The following is a 16,621-nucleotide window of genomic DNA, read 5'->3' as shown; positions in this document are numbered from 1 at the left end:
GCACGGTTTAAAGGGCATCAGCATATAGTGTCACGAGAAACCATCCCAGGAGGAGATAACAGTGTCAGAAGATAAGAAGAAGGAACCAAAGACCATTCACGTGGATAAATTGGTGATCAAAGCGGATGAAGTGATTTTCCAGCCGGAAAGGGAAAACCGGCCGTTTTTCGGAAGGCCCGGTTTTCAGGGCCCTGACAATGAAAGAGGCCGGGTCGCCCGCGATTTCTGGGGATTCCCGCTTCCAAGAACGGCAGAAGAAACCGAGGAGCCCAAGGAAGAAAAGCACGAAACGGAAGAATAATTGCAAAGATTGAATAAAGGGCGGGCCGGAGACTTTGGCTGCGTCCTCTTTCTTTGGGCCTTTCAGGATGGGTGCACGGTCTGGACAAAAAGCCCGTCTTCCTGCCGCCATTCGGCAATCATCACTCGTTTCGGGTCCTCTATTCCTCTGTTTTTTAATTCATCGCGCAGCCACTGTTCGGTTTTTCCCGCTTTTTTAAGATTCCTTTGAATGATGACGCCGTCGCTGATCAAGGTGGAGGGCAGAGATACCGCGCGGCCGTGAAGATGAAAATCGGCTCTTATCGTCGTCTCGAATTCCGGCTTCCTGATGACGGATATCTTTCCGTTCGGCTCAAGAACGGCATATTCAATTTCACGAAATGAAAAAATACTCCGGTCGCGAAGCAGCATCTGAAGGTGATTCATGTCCACTTTATTCTTTTTCAGGACATTCCGGTCAACAATCCCTTCGCTGATCACAATTTCCGGCCGGCTCTCAAAAAAGCCGCGTGAGCGATCGAATTTCAAAGTAATAAAATCGATCAGAAAAATCAGAATGCCCCAGAACAGGATTGCAAACAGTACTTTAAAAATGTTGGCTTTCGGATCGTAAATTGCATCGCTTACAAAATCGCCGACAACGATCATGGCGATAAAATCGAAGGGCGTGGCTTCGGACATCGATGCCCTTCCCATCACTTTTGTGAGCAGCAGCAAGCCGAATAAACCGACCGTCAGCTCGACAATGATCGATAAAAACGATTCCATTTTCCTGTTCCCTTCTTTTTCAGGCATGCCGCAAGGATCGGCTGCGCGGTTTTCAATCGTCGAATTTAGGATGAACCGCGTCATTTTTTTTATTCAGAGCGGCGTCCTTGCGTGGCAGCGCTGCTGTCGGAAAGGGCAGTCATTGATTATGGACAGAGTTTCTTTGCAATGATCGATTCTCTTTCTTGATTCATGAGAGGCTTTTGCGCTATGATAGCGATGCAATTACGCATCGGCATAAAACCTTTCAAGCAGAGCGCTGCGGACATCAGGCTTCCATGAACGCCATGTATGGCCGCCGTCCAGTTCATGAAAGGTATAGTGGTTCGGCCCGGACCGGCTCAGGGCACGATGAAGCATCCGGTTCGGGAGAAGAAAATCCTCCACCGTTCCCCGCGTGGTTTTGACAGCCGTTTCTTCTCTGCCGATGGAGTGGTAAATAGACAAAGCGCGGATGGCTTCTGTGGATCCGATTTGTTCAATGATCCGCTCATTGACGTAGGGAGATTGCATGATGACGCCGCGGAACAGATCGGGCCGTTCCAGTGCCGCCGCCAGCGAGACTGTTCCGCCGAGCGAGTCGCCGATCAATGTGCGGCTCTCGGGATCGGGGTCGATCGAAATCCGCCCGGCGATCTGCGGCACGATTTCTTCGGAAAGCGCACGTAGATAGGAGCGGTTCTTCGGGCCGTCGGGATGGTATAATTGCCGCCGTGATTCCAGATTTTCATAAGGAATGGCGATGACAACGATCGCCCGGATGATGTTCTTGCCGATCCAGTCATCCGCCGTGCTGAAAAGCCGGCCGATCTGCAGATAGTCGCGCCCGTCCTGTGCAATAAGTAAAGGATATCTGCGATCCGGATCGTAGTCCGGAGGGAGATAGCTGATTACGGGGAGTGTTTGCATCAATAACTTGCTTTCGACCGCTATGTCCGACATTTTTCCCTGAAGCTTCATCTTTTTACCCCTCCAACATTCATTTTTTCTTCCATATTAGCATAAAATGGACAACGGGGAGCCGCGCGTTGTTTTGATCATTTTGATGCGATGCGAAGGAATAAAAAACCGGACCGCATTCGAAGAATAATAATATGAGCGACACGTAACGAAAGGAGAAATCTTTTTTTATGAACAAACAAGAATTTACGAAAAGCCTGACGTATGCTCCCGGATTGCCGAAAGATGCCACCTTCTATTCGGGCGATAAAAAGCGGGTTACCTCCCGCGCTGTGGCTGAAGCAGCGGAAAATACGCTGAAGGAACGCGGTGTAACTGTTGAGGATATAGCCGAAATTGTTTTTGATCTGCAGACGCCGTTTATGGCGGGGCTGACGATGGAAGCCTGCATAGAAAATGTGAAAGGGGCCCTTGCCAAACGCGAACTTCAGCATGCCGTTCTTGTCGGTGCCGAACTCGATAAGCTGGCCGAGAAAAAAATGCTGTCCGAGCCCCTGCAGTCTCTGATCGATCAGGATGAAGGCCTGTTCGGCGTCGATGAAACGATTGCGCTGGGAGCCGTTTCCAGTTTCGGCAGTATCGCAGCAACAACGTTCGGTTATCTGGATAAAGTCAAGCCGAAAATTATCGGGCGGCTTGATCAGGCAAAGAAAGGAAAAGTGAACACATTCCTGGATGATATTGTCTGCAGCATTGCCGCCGATGCGTCGAGCAGGCTGGCTCATCGCGTCCGGGATCAAGAGGAGCGGCGCCTTCCGCGGGGAAAATAGAAATAAAAAAACGTGATCCGGAATATCGGGATCCGTTTTTTTTATGTTATAATAATTTTAAATTTATTGTAAACAGACTTGCTGAAATTTTAAAAAATGAGGTGCTGGTGATGACGAATTTCCTGATCCTGCACGGTCTGGGCGGAAGTCGGGGCGGCCACTGGCAGGAATGGCTGTTTCACGAATTGAAGGCAAGGGGGGAGCGTGTCTGTTTTCCCCAGTTTCCCGACTGGGACTGTCCCCGGAAAGCGGTCTGGCTCGCCCGGCTGAATAATATCATGGCGTCCGTCCCCGAAAATGAAAAAACGGTTGTTATCGCACACAGTCTCGGGTGCGTCCTCTGGTTTCACTATGCGGCACAGCCTCTCAGAAGAAAAGTGAGGAAAGCCATTCTTGTCTGCCCTCCCTCGCAGTTCCTGAACGAAAAAGCTATTGAGGATTTTTTCCCGCTTCCCGACAATACGGCATCTCTGGCGGAAGCCGCGGACAGAACGCTTATTGTGACCTCTTCAACTGATCCCTTTTTTCCGCAGAGCACTGTTTCCCAGTATTATAAGTACGGGGTTCCCTGCCTGACGTTTCCCGGTATGGGGCACATCAACGTTAAATCCGGATACGGACCGTGGCCATGGATCATGGATGCCTGCCTTGACGGTTCGCTGCCCTTTCCGGACGGTCCGGCCCGGATAGCGGTGCAGGAAACGCCGGCGGGAAGGACGGGCATCTGAATGAACGGACGGCTGCTTCAGGAGGAGGACCGGTTAAATGAGCAGACTTTATATTTTTGCCTATCAAACGCCCGTAGCGCCTATGGATGCCTATGCGGGGTATTTTGACGGCGTTTTTCATCCGAAACTGGGTGTACTGAATTCTTTTGAAGAACTGACGGATCAGGATTACGTTGAGTTTTTCGGCGGGGGCGGTTTTCTGGAACACATTCCCCGGCGCTTTTTCGGGGATCTCTATGAGAAAATGACGGCCGCCTATGCAAAGCTGAACGGAGGGGAAAAGCAGCTGAGTCTTTTTGAAAAATAATCCGTGCTCATGATATGAAACAAAGCGCCTCATCGTAAAATCGATCGATGAGACGTCTTTTCTGTCTGCTTAATGGGTTAATTTGTCTTGGACAGCTGCCGGTAGGCACGTTCCAGTTCACTTAAAGATAATTCATACAGCTGATGATTTTTGGTTTTATATATGCCTCTGTCCAGTAATTTTACGATTAGATCATCTTTTTTCTGCTCAAGTGCATTCTGAAAATGATTTGGCATCGCATGATCTCTCCTCTTAAATTCCTCTTGACCGGTTCGGGGACGGCAGGACGCGGAAGTGGCCCGTTTTCCGGGCGCGGTCAGTGATTTTGCACCGACCTGAGGATTTCCGCCGCGCGTTCGCCGCTGATGGCAATCAGTTCTTCATATAATTCGTCACGTTTGATATCAAGCTGAATAATTTTTTCAGCTAAACGCCGGACTTTTTCCTGATTCATGATTCTGCCTCCCGAAAAAACTGAACCGCAGTTTTTTGATTTTCCTCTTTCCCCTTTTTATTTTAATAAGAATTTCCGGAGAAGTCTAATAATGTGTCAGAATATATGACAATGTGATTGCGAAGCAGTTTTTGTAGATGTAATATTATCTTACAATGAATGATGCGATGCTTTAAAGCGGAAGCGGAATGGAAAGGGGGGGGCCGTTGAATGGCCGCGCATTCTCAAAAAGACGCTTATCTGTTTAAAAAGGTGATTTCAATCGGGACAGTCTGTGAACTGACCGGTCTGAGCGAACGTCAGATCCGCTATTATGAGAAGAGGAAGCTGATATTTCCTGAACGTTCTGATCGGGGCAACCGCAAGTATTCTTTTACGGATGTTGAGACATTAATGGAAATCGCCGATAAAATGGAGGACGGCATGCAGACGTCCGAACTGCGGAGAGAAATGCTGAAGAAACAAAACAAACGGTATGACAATAAATTCAGGGAACGGATGATCCGCGGGCAGCTGAATGCCTATTTCAATAAAAGGGATTAAGCAGCTGCCGCTGTTTGCAACGCCGGGAATCCTCGATGAATGACAGACTTGTTTCCTGCCGGCCGCCGTGCCGGCTTTTTTGTACTGTTGGAAGCATAGATTATTAAGGTGTAGAACCGGCGGCCTGTCCGGCATGAAGGCGTCCCGGTCCTCCGCAACCCGGCCTCGCCGAGCCTTTGGCAGATGAGGCCGGGTTTTTTCCGGCGGGAATTCTATGGCTTTCGCCGCTTCTTGCAGTGTGACATCATTCATTTACAGTTGAGAAAAAATTATTTCTTTTGCGCAGCCGGCAGCGCATATTTTGTTTTGTTCATTGGATTTTTAATAGCGGATACCGTCCCGGTCCGGCCGCTTTATTCTCATTTACCGAATGCTCCGGATTTATTTTTCTTTGCAGCCGAAATATACAAAATGGCTTAATGAAAGGGCTTAAGAAGCGATTAAATAAGCGGAGCCGGGGCGGTGCCGCATAACAGATACGCAGATTAGAAAAAGCCGGATCATGTCCGCGGGCTTTTTTCATCATTCATACTTACGGGACCTGTTTGAATCGGCCGGTATTCATAAATCAATGAAATGGCTGCGGCGTCACAGAATAGATAGATTATAGGCACAAATCGTTCACTGAATTGCCATGATGTGGTCATAACAGATGGCTGAAGAAGTTGTAAAGTAATAAGTGGATGTGTGACATCTGTTACACCTGTAGAGGACTTTGTTATTTTAACCGCTTACAAAAATTCCGGAATCCATTTCCCGGAGAAGAAAAGAGGAAAGAGTATGGATGTATTGAGCCTGGCAAGATTTCAGTACGCGGCAACAACTATTTTCCACTTTTTATTCGTGCCCTTATCGATCGGCCTCGTACTCATCGTGTCAATCATGGAAACGCTGTATGTTGTCAAAAAGAATGAGATCTACAAAGAGATGACTCAGTTCTGGGGTAAACTGTTTCTGATCAACTTCGCCATCGGTATCGTAACAGGAATTTTGCAAGAGTTTCAGTTCGGTATGAACTGGTCGGAGTATTCACGGTTCATGGGGGACGTATTCGGCGCTCCTCTGGCCATTGAGGCGCTTCTTGCCTTCTTTATGGAATCGACGTTCATCGGCATCTGGCTCTTTGGATGGGACCGGTTGTCAAAAGGCGCTCATCTCGCCTGTATCTGGCTGGTCACTGCAGGAACCACGCTTTCGGCTCTCTGGATTCTGACGGCCAATTCCTTTATGCAGCATCCGGTCGGATTTGCTGTTCAGAACGGCCGGGCAGTGATGAATAACTTTTTCGCGCTGATTTCCAATCCGCAGCTCTGGGTAGAATATCCGCATACGGTTTTCGGTTCATTCGCAACGGGTGCGTTTGTTGTGGCCGGGATCAGTGCCATTTGTCTTCTGAGAAAGCGAAATATTGACTTTTTCAAAAGATCGTTCAAAATAGGGATCATTGTCGGCCTTATTGCCGGTCTGGCGCTTGCCTTTTTCGGCCATTTCCAGGCGCAGTACCTTGTCCGGACTCAGCCGATGAAGATGGCGGCAAGCGAGGCGCTGTGGAAGGACAGCGGCAGCCCGGCGGGATGGACGGTCGTTGCCTCGATCAACGCGCAGAAGCATCAGAATTCGGGAGAAATCCAGATCCCTTATTTACTGGACTTTCTTTCCTACGGGACTTTCAACGGCAATGTCCAGGGGATAGATACGCTGCAAAAGCAATATACGGCGAAATACGGAGCCGGTAATTATATTCCTCCTGTTGCAACTACATTCTGGAGCTTTCGCATCATGGCTCTGATGGGCATAGTGCTCTGCGTTTTTGGAATCATCGGCGCTATTCTTGCATGGAGAGACAAGTTGCTGAAAAACAGATGGTTCCTGCATGCGATGGTCGCTTCAATTTTTATTCCATACATCGGCAGCATCACCGGATGGCTGATGACCGAAATCGGACGTCAGCCGTGGACCGTCTTTGGCTTCATGCAGACGGCGGCCAGTGTTTCGCCGAACGTATCGGCAGGGGAACTGCTGTTTTCAATCATCGCTTTTCTGACAATCTATACCGCTCTTGGAGTCGTCATGGTCTATCTTTTTGCCAGGGTCATCAAACAGGGACCGGCGATCGGCAATAAGGACATAGTTGAATCAAACGATCCGTTCGATGGGGAGGGATTTCATCATGTTGCTGAGTGAATTATGGTTTCTGCTGATTGCCGTGCTGTTTATCGGATTCTTCTTTTTGGAGGGGTATGATTTCGGCGTGGGCATGGCTACCCGCTTTGTCGCTCACGGCGAGCCGGAGCGGCGCGTGATGATCAATACGATCGGACCTTTCTGGGATGCTAACGAAGTATGGCTGATTACGGCAGGAGGAGCGATGTTTGCGGCATTCCCGAACTGGTATGCCACTCTGTTCAGCGGTTTTTATGTCCCGCTTGTTGTCATGCTGCTTCTTTTAATTGCCCGCGGAACGGCCTTTGAATTCAGAGCGAAGGTCGGCAGCGTGAAATGGGTGGAGACGTGGGACTGGGCTATATTCATTCCGAGCCTGCTCGTTCCGTTTCTCTGGGGCGTCGTCTTTTCCTCTCTTGTTTACGGGCTGCCGATCGACAAAAGCATGAACATGCACGGCGTGTTCACCAGCTTTGTCAATCCTTATACAGTGCTCGGAGGGATAACGATTACACTGCTGTGTTTCTATCACGGCCTCGTCTATCTCTGCCTGAGAACGACGGCCGATCTGCAGCAGCGCGCACGTGCGCTTGCGTCTAAGGTTTTCTGGCTGCTTGCCGCCGCTTTGCTCGCCTTTGTCATTGTGACCTTCTTTGTCACCGATATCTTTACCGTTCGGGGCGCATGGCTCTATCCGATTTATATATTGGCTGTTCTGGCTCTTGTGCTTTCGCAGATTCTTCTGGTCAGGAAGCATGACGGATGGGCGTTCGGTATGAATGCGGGGCTGATTGCGCTGACCATCGCATCGCTGTTCATCGGACTGTTCCCAAGGGTTATGGTCAGCAATATCAAATCTGCCTACGACCTGACCGTGTATAATGCGTCTTCAGGCTCCTACTCGCTCGGTGTGATGACGATTGTCGCCGTGGTTTTGCTGCCGTTCGTTATCGGCTATTCCATCTGGAGCTACTATGTTTTTAGAAAAAGAGTAACGAGCAAGGAAAAACTGCAATACTAAAGAGAGGATGTGAACGCTTGGCCCTCCTGACAAAGGTCGCGAGTTTTTGCCAAGCCTGTTTATGGATCGCGAAATATTCACATACAAAGGTGCCAAGCGTCTCATTGCTTTAACGGCCTTGCTGACGATCGGGCAGGGGATCTGCACCATTTTTCAGGCGATTTTGCTTGCCGATCTTGTCTCCGGCCTGTTTGCAGGCCGGCCCGTATCGGCGATCGGCAGCGAGGCTCTTCTTTTTTTGGGCGTGCTTGTCTGCCGCTATTTCTTTGTTTTTTTGATCAAACACTTTTCTTACCGTTTCGCCGAACGCACCAGTTCGGATATGAGAAAGAAATTTCTGGCCAAGCTTTTTGAGCTTGGCCATGGATTTATCAGGGGGCAGGGAACGGGCAATCTCGTGACGCTGACGCTGGAAGGGGCGGCCCAGGTCAGACAGTATCTGGAGCTCTTTATTCCTAAGATGGCGGCCAACGGCATTCTTCCGCTGATGATTCTTATTTATGTTTTTACAGAGGACCGGATGTCGGCCCTGATTCTTTTGCTGACCATGCCGGTTTTGATTATTTTTCTGATTCTGCTCGGGCTTGCGGCGCAGAAAAAGATGGACGATCGCTGGGCATCGTACCGCGTGCTGTCGAATCACTTTATTGATTCCTTGCGCGGACTTTCAACATTATGTTATCTCGGGCTCGGCAAACGCCATCAGCAATCGATCGAACGAGTGAGCGACAAGTACCGCGTGATGACGATGAAAACGCTCCGTCTGGCGTTTCTCTCCTCATTTGCCCTCGATTTCTTTACCATGCTGTCGATCGCTTTTGTTGCGGTGTCGCTCGGTCTCAGGCTGATTGACGGTCATATTCTGCTCGACCCGGCCCTGATCGTTCTGATTCTGGCGCCCGAGTATTTTCTGCCTATCAGGGAGCTGGGCCAGGATTATCATGCGACCCTTGACGGCAAGGAAGCGGCGCACAAGCTGAACGCCCTCGCCTCCCGCCCGGAAAAGGAACGTCCGCAGACGGATTTAATCCCGGAAACCTGGTCCGATCATTCCGTACTGGCCCTTGAAGAGAGTTCCGTTTGTTATCGGGAAGGGAAAAAAGAAAAGGCGCTGGATGCCATAACGTTCACTACAGTCGGGTTTGAAAAATTCGGCATCATTGGGACGAGCGGGGCGGGGAAATCAACGCTGATCGATTTAATCGGCGGATTTCTGGCGCCGGCATCGGGTTTGATAAAAATAAACGGGCGGACAGCCGATCTGACTGATCCGAGGTGGCGGAAGCTGATTACCTACATTCCTCAGCATCCGTATCTTTTCAGTGCGTCTCTCAAGGAAAACATTGCTTTTTATGCGCCTGAAGCTACGGACCGGCAGATCGTCGGAGCCGTCCTCTCTGCCGGCCTGGAAACGCTGATCAGTCAGTTCCCGCAAGGACTGGACGAGAAGATCGGCGCCGGAGGAAGACAGCTGAGCGGCGGACAGGAGCAGCGGGTCGCTCTGGCACGCGCCTTTCTTTGCAATCGGCCGATTTTGCTGCTCGATGAACCGACGGCCCATCTCGATATCGAAACGGAGTATGATCTGAAGGAAGCGATGATTCGTCTGTTTAAGGGAAAACTGGTCTTTCTGGCAACGCACCGCCTTCACTGGATGGATCAGATGGATCGGATTGCCGTCATTCAGCAGGGAAGGCTCGCGGAGGTCGGAACACAGGAAGAACTTCTGAAGAAGAACGGTTCATACTGCAGCCTCGTCCGGTCACAATTGGAGGGGATCCAATGAAAACATGGTTTGTTCCGTACATGAAGAAACATTGGCGCGGTCTGTTCCTTGCCGCTTGTTTCAGTGTTGCCGCGCTCCTTTGTGCGGCCGGGCTGCTTTTTACATCCGGATATCTGATCTCAAGGGCGGCTCTCAGGCCGGAAAATATATTGATGATTTATGTACCGATTGTCGGCGTGAGGACCTTTGGCATATTCAGGGCCGTTTTTCAGTATGCAAGCAGGCTGTCCGGGCACGACACGATTCTCAGAATTCTGTCTGAGATGCGGACACGTCTGTATAAGATGCTTGAACCGACGGCCTTTTTTTTCCGTTCCAAGTACAGAACCGGCGATGTTCTCGGTATTCTTTCCGACGACATCGAACATCTGCAGGACATTTATCTGAGAACGGTGATTCCGGGCGTATCGGCGCTGATGATTTATGTCCTTTGGATCGGTCTGCTTGGTTACGTGGATGTTTCCTTTGCTTTTTTAACAGCTTTATACCTTCTTATTCTGCTGGTTGTCTTTCCGGCGCTGTCTCTTCTGTGGAGCGGGCGCAGCCATGAACGCCTTTCACGGACCCGGCATCTTCTTTACGAAAAACTGACGGATGCCGTTCTCGGTGCCGAGGACTGGATGATGTCGGGCCGCCAGAAATCGTTCCTCAGCAGCCACGAAGTTCTTGAAAGTCAGGTCATGGTTCTGGAGCGCCGCCTCCATGCGATGAGAAGATGGCGTGATTTGATCAGCCAGGTCGTCATCGGCGTCTGCGTGATTTCAATGGTCTATTGGACCGGCAGCATGGCTGCGGACCATCGCATGGACCGGACGCTGATCGCCGCCTTCGTCCTGGCAGTCTTCACCATAACAGAATCGCTGGTGCCCGTGTCTGAAGCGGTGGAAAGATATCCTCAATACAAAGATGCGTTCAAGAGGCTGCGGACCATCGAGACGGGCCGGCCCGCCGATCTTCAGGAAGAACCGCCGCAGGCCTGGAAGAAAACAGCGGAACGCATTGATATCCGCGCGGATCATCTCTTCTATCGGTATGGAGAAGACGGCCGCTGGGCGATCCATGACGTCTCGCTGAATATTGCCCAGGGACAGAGGGTTGCCCTGATCGGAAGAAGCGGTGCGGGCAAATCGACCTTGACTCACCTCATCTACGGCTCTCTCGTGCCGGAGCGCGGCCGCGTGACGCTGAACGGAACGCCGGCCCACCGGATCGGCAGCCTGATGCCGAAACAGATATCCGTTCTAAACCAGAATCCGCATCTCTTCGATACGTCGGTGATCAATAATCTGGCGCTCGGCAGCGAGAATGCGAGCGAGAAAGAGATTATGAATGCCGCCAGGCTGGTCGGACTGCACGACTTGATTCTCAGTCTTCCGGACGGCTACGAAACGCAGATGCATGAAACCGGCGATATATTCTCGGGCGGCGAGCAGGAACGGCTGGCCCTTGCCCGGATTCTTTTAAGGAAGGCTCCGGTGGTGGTTCTTGATGAACCGACAGTCGGCCTGGACCCGACTACGGAAAAAGAACTTCTGTCGACTATTTTCCGAACGCTGGCGGGGAAAACGTTGATCTGGATTACGCACCATCTGGTCGGGGCGGAGAAGATGGATCAGGTCGTTTTTATGGAAGACGGAGAGATCGTGATGGAAGGGACTCACGACCGTCTGCTGCAAACGAACAGCCGCTACCGCCGTCTCTATCAGCTCGATGTCCCCGAACACCTGAAACAGATGCTCTAGGGACCGGCCGGATAAAGAAGGCCGCTTTATATAAACTCCTTGCAGGAGCGAAACACCGGAGGATACAGACACCCCGGTGTTTTTTTCATCCTTGTTTCCGCAGCTCTTTTTTTTTCGGCAAAGCTGTCCGGATTTTCTTCAAAAGGCGGTCAGCCGCCGGCCGGAACGTTTTCAGACATGTCCGATTCGTTTCCATAACCCGGCGGATTCCGGCGGGAAGGCCGCCCATCCCGGGTGAATATTCAGGATGGTTTTTGCTCATGCAGAGCGATCAATTTCTTAACAACGATTTTTTTTATCTGATGAGCGTCCATTTCTGCGACTTTGAAGGTGACATGGTCGTATTGGAGCGTCGATCCGACTTTGATATTGGGATCTTCCGCAAGCATCCATCCGCCGATCGTATCCAGCCCCTCTTCCTCGATATCAATCTGAAACTGCCTGTTGACGTGGGAAATCAGCAATTTTCCGTCGACCAGAGCCTGGTTTGCGTCGATACGCTTGATTAACGGTTCTTCACCTTCGTCGAATTCGTCGCGAATTTCCCCGACGATCTCTTCAAGAATGTCTTCAACCGTCACCAGTCCGGATGTTCCCCCGTATTCATCGGTCAGGATGGCCATGTGAATGCTTTCCTTCTGCATCTTTTCCAGCAGGCTCCGGATGGGCGTCGTTTCGAGAACGGAAAGGATCGGGCGGACATAGTCATCCAGAGAATGGATTTCCTTCGTTAAAATGTCTGTAAAAATATCCTTGATATTGATCATGCCGATCACGTGATCTTTGTCTTCTTCCACGACAGGAAAGCGTGTGAATTTCTCATTGTGAAGAATCTTAAGGCTTTCTTCAAACGGGTCCTCTTTATAGACGCAGACAATTTCGGTTCTCGGAACCATGACTTCTCTGGCCGTCCGTTCGTCAAAATCAAAAATACGGTCCATATAGCGCAGCTCGCCCTGGCTGATTTGACCGCTTTTATAGCTGTCGGAGAGAGTCAGTCTCAGTTCTCCTTCAGTCAGCGCCCGATCATGTCCCGAATCCGGACGGATTCCAAAAAGGCGGATAACGCCCGAAGAAAGTGTATTAAGAAGCCAGACAAACGGGAAAAGGATTCTGTGAAACCAGATCAGCGGAAAAGCAAGGGCGAGAACAATCTGTTCCGCTTTTTGAATGGCAATACCTTTTGGGGCCAATTCGCCGAGGACGACGCTAAGAAGCGTCACGATAAAAAAACCGGAAAGCGTGGAACAGGTCGCCGACAGAGTCCCGCTCAGGCCGATCCATGTGTAAAACGGCTGAAGCAGATGGGAAACGGCAGGTTCTCCGATCCATCCTAAAATAAGCGCGGTAACTGAGATGCCAAGCTGAGTCGTCGACAGATAAGCGTTCAGGTCGTCGACGATTTTCTTTGCGGCCCGGGCACGTCTGTTTCCCCGTTTGATCAGTTCATCAAGCCGGGTGGAACGAATTTTCACAATGGCAAATTCGGCAGCGACAAAAAAAGCGGTCAGTAAGATTAAAAAAATGACGATCAGTATCCCCAGGGTATCGTCCAAATGATTCCCGCGCACCGCAATCAGTGTGCGGGTGTCACCTCCACACGTATTAGGATAATTTTATTATACATAAACGGGGACCTGTTTTGAATTGAAAACGAAAACAAGATATCGGCGGAATCGGGCTCTTCCGGGACCTGTCACTGATTTCTCCGCTGGGCATAAGGTGTAGATGGAAGGCGGAAATGCTGCAGAGAGAACGAAAGCGGATGAAACGAAAAATGCTCGGACGGAATAGTACCGCCGGGCATTTTTAAATTTTTTTAGCAAACGAAAGCAGCGCCAACGATTATTAAAAGAATGAACAGCACGACAATCAGTGCAAACCCGCTGCCGTATGAGTAGCCTCCGACCGGATAATGAGGTTGGCATCCGTACCCATATCCGTATCCTCCGTAAGCCGCATTGGACGGGTTTCCGCCCAGACCGTAATAGCCCATTCAAGTCACTCCTTTATCACGAGATATGATATTCTATGTTATCCCGGGGCAATTGGCGATGAATAAATGTCCCGGCCGGCGGAGATGTGCGATAGCCCAGATTCAGCAATCAGCTTATTTTCTTTGTTAAAGAATGATTTTTCGGGAAATGAATAAGATGCAGAGGAATGTCCGTTTGAAAGGACACGCTGAGACAACGACTGCAATTTGGAGAAAGGAATGAGTGACATGTATCCCTATTATCCGTTATTCGGGAAAAGAATGGTTTCCAAAGAACAGATTCTGACCTGTCCGCCGCAGCACCAGGACCGTCAGCCCGGGTTTGAATATATGATGAATCCGCTGCCGATTTCGGAAAATCCGGACTATAAGGGAAGCGGGAAACTCGCCGGGAAAGTCGCGATCATATCGGGAGGCGACAGTGGAATCGGCCGTGCCGCGGCTCTCGCTTTTGCCAAGGAGGGTGCCAGACTGTCGATTGTTTATTTGAATGAAGACCGCGATGCCGAATGGACGAAACGGCGTATTGAAGCACTTGGCGGTGAAAGCATTCTGATAAGAGCGGATTTGAAAAATCCTCAGTCTTCAAAGTCGGCGGTTGCCCGGACCGTCAAAAAATTCGGAAGGCTGGATATCGTGGTGAACAATTGTGCGGTCCAATATGTCAGAAACAGTCTGCTGGATATCAGCGACGAACAGCTGATGACGACGTTTCAGACCAATATTTTTTCTTATTTCTACCTGACAAGGGAGGCTCTCCCCCATCTGAAACCGGGAAGCTCGATCATTAACACGGCTTCCGTCACGGCATACCGCGGCTCAAAAAATCTGATCGATTATTCCGCGACCAAAGGGGCGGTCGTTTCATTCACCCGCGCCTTATCGCAGAATCTCATTGATCGGGGCATCCGGGTTAATGCCGTCGCGCCCGGCCCGATATGGACACCGCTGATTCCGGCAACATTCACGGAGGAGAATGTCGGAATTTTCGGTTCGGATATGCCGATAAAGCGGCCCGGGCAGCCGTTTGAACTGGCGCCTGCCTATGTCTATCTTGCTTCGGATGATTCGGGCTATGTTTCCGGCCAGACCCTCCATGTCGGCGGGGGGGAAATGGTTGAATCGTGAACGATAAATAACCGTTTTTTTTTCAAAACAGGTCTGTTCATCTCTTCAAACATCTTGACAACGGCCTGAACTTCAATCACTCTTACTAGAGAACGGTTTATTTGGGGGATTGAAATGGGGAAAATGGATGAACAAATTATCGTTGTTAAGCGGGACCTGCTCTTCGGCGCAGGGACAAGTCATGATCTGACATTTCAAGGAACGGAGAAGGCTCCGGAGAAAGTTGAAGCGCTTGAAAAACGAATGGCTGCCCGCTACGAAGTCATGCGCCGCGGCGACGCAGAGGAGAATCCGGCCTATAAGCAGCCGATTCCGTATGCCGTTCTGCGCCGCGGCACTCGCTTTTTTACCTATAAGCGGCTCGGCGGAGGCGGCGAATCCCGCTTACACGGCAGGATTTCTCTCGGAGTCGGCGGCCACATGAACCGTGTGGATAAAGCGGCGACTTTTAAAGAGGTGCTCTCGGATAATCTGAGACGTGAACTGGGTGAAGAACTGGAAATCCGCAATGCCGGGCAGCCGGGATTGCGGATGATCGGTCTGATCAATGACGATGCCGCCGCGGTCGGCCGCGTACATGTCGGCGTTTTGATTGTCATCGACCTGCCCGCATCGGCAGAGATTACCGTCCGCGAGCGGGAGAAACTGGAAGGAAAATGGATGAATCAGGACGAGCTTGCCGCTCCGGAAGTCTATGAACGGCTCGAAAGCTGGTCGGTATACGCACTTGACGCACTTGAGCGGCGGAACCTGTAACCGGGACTGACTATACAATCGGTAAAAAGCGGGTGCAGAAGGCAGAACAACGGTTCTGTCTTTTTTTTGCAAAAACAGTAATGCCGCTCACTCCATATGAAAACTTTCCCATTATTCGTAAGATACGTCGGGATTAAGGTATACTACTATTGCCGGACGGGACTGCGTACAGACAAAAAAAGCGCGGCGATCTTTTTCTCTTTCCCGTACGGGAGACAGAAGGTGTTTCAGCCGGGCATTCGCACGGCCGGCACGAAGAAGCACCTGTGCCAAACATAATCAGAGGTGGAATGGGACATGCAGAGAGTACGAAAGGCAATTATACCGGCTGCGGGGCTCGGAACCCGTTTCCTGCCGGCCACTAAGGCGATGCCTAAGGAAATGCTGCCGATCGTCGATAAACCGACGATCCAGTATATTGTTGAAGAGGCGATCCATTCAGGCATCGAAGACATCATTATTGTTACAGGCAAAGGAAAACGTGCGATTGAAGATCATTTCGATAACGCTTTCGAACTGGAAGAAAATCTGATCAGCAAACAAAAATACAACTTGCTGGAAAAAGTCCGCCAGCCGGCTAAAGTGGATATTTATTATATCCGGCAGAAAGAGCCGCGCGGGTTGGGCCATACGGTCTGGTGCGCCAGAAAATTTATCGGAAATGAACCGTTTGCCGTTTTACTCGGCGACGACATTATTCAGAACGATCCACCCTGTCTGAAACAGATGATGGATCAGTTTGACCAGGTGCAGTCCAGCATTGTCGCGGTGAAAAAAGTCCCGAAAGATGAAACGAATCGCTACGGCATCATCGATCCGTCCGCACAAAAGGGCAGACTGTACGACATCCGCGGATTTGTTGAGAAGCCGGCTGTCGAAGAAGCTCCTTCCGACGTGGCGATCATCGGCCGATATATTCTGACTCCGGCCATCTTCGGCTTTCTCGATAAACAGCAGATTGGATCGGGAGGAGAAATCCAGCTGACCGATGCAATTGCCCGGCTGAATGAAATCGAAAAAGTATACGGCTATGCTTATGAGGGCAAACGTTATGATGTCGGCGAGACACTGGGATTCATTAAGTCTAATATTGAAATGGCGCTCTCGCGGGAGGACCTGAGGAATGCTATGCTTCATTACCTGGAAGACCTCCACCAAAGGCTGGTTAACAAGCAGCTGTGAACGTTCCGCAAAAATAGTGGGGCGGCTCATCGGTC

Annotated in this window: 18 protein-coding genes; 12 read left to right on the top strand and 6 right to left on the bottom strand. The window is 50.4% G+C overall.

Translation table 11 applies throughout. The features are described from left to right. Window positions 1-61 precede the first annotated feature (61 nt). Window positions 62-301, top strand: coding sequence for a hypothetical protein (locus tag OYT88_RS01660; RefSeq protein ID WP_274397615.1), 240 nt, complete (start codon window positions 62-64; stop codon window positions 299-301). Window positions 302-363: 62 nt separating this feature from the next. Here OYT88_RS01660 and OYT88_RS01655 read toward each other — a convergent pair whose 3' ends face one another. Both OYT88_RS01655 and OYT88_RS01650 read right to left on the bottom strand, forming a co-directional pair. Beyond that, entirely contained in the window at window positions 364-1,050 is a 687-nt protein-coding gene (locus OYT88_RS01655) for a DUF421 domain-containing protein (protein ID WP_274397614.1), read from the bottom strand. Between the two features lie 225 nt (window positions 1,051-1,275). Continuing rightward, window positions 1,276-2,010: an alpha/beta hydrolase gene (locus OYT88_RS01650; RefSeq protein ID WP_274397613.1), complete on the bottom strand. Its 735-nt coding sequence runs from the start codon at window positions 2,008-2,010 to the stop codon at window positions 1,276-1,278. 170 nt (window positions 2,011-2,180) lie between these two features. Here OYT88_RS01650 and OYT88_RS01645 point away from each other — a divergent pair, with 170 nt between their 5' ends. The 3 genes from OYT88_RS01645 to OYT88_RS01635 all read left to right on the top strand — a co-directional run bounded on the left by OYT88_RS01645 (window position 2,181) and on the right by OYT88_RS01635 (window position 3,815). Beyond that, window positions 2,181-2,780 carry a phosphatidylglycerophosphatase A family protein gene (locus OYT88_RS01645; protein ID WP_274397612.1) on the top strand — a complete coding sequence of 200 codons (600 nt, stop codon included), beginning with the start codon at window positions 2,181-2,183 and terminating at the stop codon, window positions 2,778-2,780. A gap of 110 nt (window positions 2,781-2,890) precedes the next feature. Beyond that, a complete protein-coding gene (locus OYT88_RS01640) occupies window positions 2,891-3,508 on the top strand; it encodes an RBBP9/YdeN family alpha/beta hydrolase (RefSeq protein ID WP_274397611.1) in 618 nt (205 codons plus the stop codon). Window positions 3,509-3,545: 37 nt separating this feature from the next. Then, complete coding sequence (locus tag OYT88_RS01635; RefSeq protein ID WP_274397610.1) at window positions 3,546-3,815, top strand: hypothetical protein; 270 nt, start codon at window positions 3,546-3,548, stop codon at window positions 3,813-3,815. A 77-nt stretch (window positions 3,816-3,892) separates the two neighbouring features. Here the strand turns inward: OYT88_RS01635 and fbpA are convergent, their stop codons facing one another. Together fbpA and ykzB are read right to left on the bottom strand one after the other, a co-directional pair. Next, window positions 3,893-4,051 carry a Fur-regulated basic protein FbpA gene (fbpA, locus tag OYT88_RS01630; RefSeq protein ID WP_274397609.1) on the bottom strand — a complete coding sequence of 53 codons (159 nt, stop codon included), beginning with the start codon at window positions 4,049-4,051 and terminating at the stop codon, window positions 3,893-3,895. 80 nt (window positions 4,052-4,131) lie between these two features. Beyond that, on the bottom strand, window positions 4,132-4,269 hold the full coding sequence (gene ykzB / locus OYT88_RS01625; RefSeq protein ID WP_274397608.1) for a protein YkzB: 138 nt from the start codon (window positions 4,267-4,269) through the stop codon (window positions 4,132-4,134). 210 nt (window positions 4,270-4,479) lie between these two features. Here ykzB and OYT88_RS01620 point away from each other — a divergent pair, with 210 nt between their 5' ends. From OYT88_RS01620 to cydC, 5 genes are all read left to right on the top strand, one after another. After that, entirely contained in the window at window positions 4,480-4,812 is a 333-nt protein-coding gene (locus OYT88_RS01620; RefSeq protein ID WP_274397607.1) for a MerR family transcriptional regulator, read from the top strand. Between the two features lie 780 nt (window positions 4,813-5,592). Beyond that, the gene (locus tag OYT88_RS01615; protein WP_274397606.1) at window positions 5,593-6,996 is read left to right on the top strand and encodes a cytochrome ubiquinol oxidase subunit I; all 1,404 of its coding nucleotides are present in this window, start codon (window positions 5,593-5,595) and stop codon (window positions 6,994-6,996) included. Continuing rightward, window positions 6,980-7,996, top strand: a complete 1,017-nt coding sequence (gene cydB, locus OYT88_RS01610) for a cytochrome d ubiquinol oxidase subunit II (RefSeq protein ID WP_274397880.1) — start codon at window positions 6,980-6,982, stop codon at window positions 7,994-7,996. The genes OYT88_RS01615 and cydB overlap by 17 nt, the downstream gene beginning before the upstream one ends. A 61-nt stretch (window positions 7,997-8,057) precedes the next feature. After that, window positions 8,058-9,782 (top strand): thiol reductant ABC exporter subunit CydD, encoded by a 1,725-nt coding sequence (gene cydD / locus OYT88_RS01605; protein ID WP_274397879.1) that lies wholly within the window; start codon window positions 8,058-8,060, stop codon window positions 9,780-9,782. Beyond that, window positions 9,779-11,524, top strand: a complete 1,746-nt coding sequence (cydC, locus tag OYT88_RS01600) for a thiol reductant ABC exporter subunit CydC (RefSeq protein ID WP_274397605.1) — start codon at window positions 9,779-9,781, stop codon at window positions 11,522-11,524. Before cydD ends, cydC begins: the two co-directional genes overlap by 4 nt. A gap of 242 nt (window positions 11,525-11,766) precedes the next feature. On the opposite strand, the gene OYT88_RS01595 is transcribed toward cydC, so the two are convergent. Both OYT88_RS01595 and OYT88_RS01590 read right to left on the bottom strand, forming a co-directional pair. After that, a complete protein-coding gene (locus OYT88_RS01595; protein ID WP_274397604.1) occupies window positions 11,767-13,080 on the bottom strand; it encodes a hemolysin family protein in 1,314 nt (437 codons plus the stop codon). 263 nt (window positions 13,081-13,343) lie between these two features. Continuing rightward, the gene (locus OYT88_RS01590) at window positions 13,344-13,520 is read right to left on the bottom strand and encodes a YjcZ family sporulation protein (protein ID WP_274397603.1); all 177 of its coding nucleotides are present in this window, start codon (window positions 13,518-13,520) and stop codon (window positions 13,344-13,346) included. A 228-nt stretch (window positions 13,521-13,748) separates the two neighbouring features. Between OYT88_RS01590 and OYT88_RS01585 the strand changes: the two genes are divergently transcribed. From OYT88_RS01585 to galU, 3 genes are all read left to right on the top strand, one after another. Next, window positions 13,749-14,648, top strand: a complete 900-nt coding sequence (locus OYT88_RS01585; protein WP_274397878.1) for an SDR family oxidoreductase — start codon at window positions 13,749-13,751, stop codon at window positions 14,646-14,648. Window positions 14,649-14,762: 114 nt separating this feature from the next. Then, window positions 14,763-15,404, top strand: coding sequence for a hypothetical protein (locus OYT88_RS01580; RefSeq protein ID WP_274397602.1), 642 nt, complete (start codon window positions 14,763-14,765; stop codon window positions 15,402-15,404). A gap of 297 nt (window positions 15,405-15,701) precedes the next feature. Beyond that, window positions 15,702-16,586, top strand: coding sequence for a UTP--glucose-1-phosphate uridylyltransferase GalU (gene galU, locus OYT88_RS01575; RefSeq protein ID WP_274397601.1), 885 nt, complete (start codon window positions 15,702-15,704; stop codon window positions 16,584-16,586). Window positions 16,587-16,621: the final 35 nt, after the last annotated feature.

Source organism: Sporolactobacillus sp. CQH2019, from assembly GCF_028765345.1.
Classification (GTDB): domain Bacteria; phylum Bacillota; class Bacilli; order Bacillales; family Sporolactobacillaceae; genus Sporolactobacillus.
Note: the sequence above shows the minus strand (reverse complement) of the source record. Positions and strands in the feature narration are given on the sequence as shown.

Coding starts and splice junctions, on each gene's coding strand:
- OYT88_RS01590 (WP_274397603.1), bottom strand. CDS start 13,520: ATGGGCTATTACGGTCTGGGCGGAAACCCGTCCAATGCGGCTTACGGA.
- cydD (WP_274397879.1), top strand. CDS start 8,058: ATGGATCGCGAAATATTCACATACAAAGGTGCCAAGCGTCTCATTGCT.
- OYT88_RS01650 (WP_274397613.1), bottom strand. CDS start 2,010: ATGAAGCTTCAGGGAAAAATGTCGGACATAGCGGTCGAAAGCAAGTTA.
- ykzB (WP_274397608.1), bottom strand. CDS start 4,269: ATGAATCAGGAAAAAGTCCGGCGTTTAGCTGAAAAAATTATTCAGCTT.
- fbpA (WP_274397609.1), bottom strand. CDS start 4,051: ATGCCAAATCATTTTCAGAATGCACTTGAGCAGAAAAAAGATGATCTA.
- OYT88_RS01640 (WP_274397611.1), top strand. CDS start 2,891: ATGACGAATTTCCTGATCCTGCACGGTCTGGGCGGAAGTCGGGGCGGC.
- OYT88_RS01635 (WP_274397610.1), top strand. CDS start 3,546: ATGAGCAGACTTTATATTTTTGCCTATCAAACGCCCGTAGCGCCTATG.
- OYT88_RS01645 (WP_274397612.1), top strand. CDS start 2,181: ATGAACAAACAAGAATTTACGAAAAGCCTGACGTATGCTCCCGGATTG.
- OYT88_RS01585 (WP_274397878.1), top strand. CDS start 13,749: ATGTATCCCTATTATCCGTTATTCGGGAAAAGAATGGTTTCCAAAGAA.
- OYT88_RS01655 (WP_274397614.1), bottom strand. CDS start 1,050: ATGGAATCGTTTTTATCGATCATTGTCGAGCTGACGGTCGGTTTATTC.
- OYT88_RS01580 (WP_274397602.1), top strand. CDS start 14,763: ATGGGGAAAATGGATGAACAAATTATCGTTGTTAAGCGGGACCTGCTC.
- OYT88_RS01615 (WP_274397606.1), top strand. CDS start 5,593: ATGGATGTATTGAGCCTGGCAAGATTTCAGTACGCGGCAACAACTATT.
- cydC (WP_274397605.1), top strand. CDS start 9,779: ATGAAAACATGGTTTGTTCCGTACATGAAGAAACATTGGCGCGGTCTG.
- OYT88_RS01620 (WP_274397607.1), top strand. CDS start 4,480: ATGGCCGCGCATTCTCAAAAAGACGCTTATCTGTTTAAAAAGGTGATT.
- galU (WP_274397601.1), top strand. CDS start 15,702: ATGCAGAGAGTACGAAAGGCAATTATACCGGCTGCGGGGCTCGGAACC.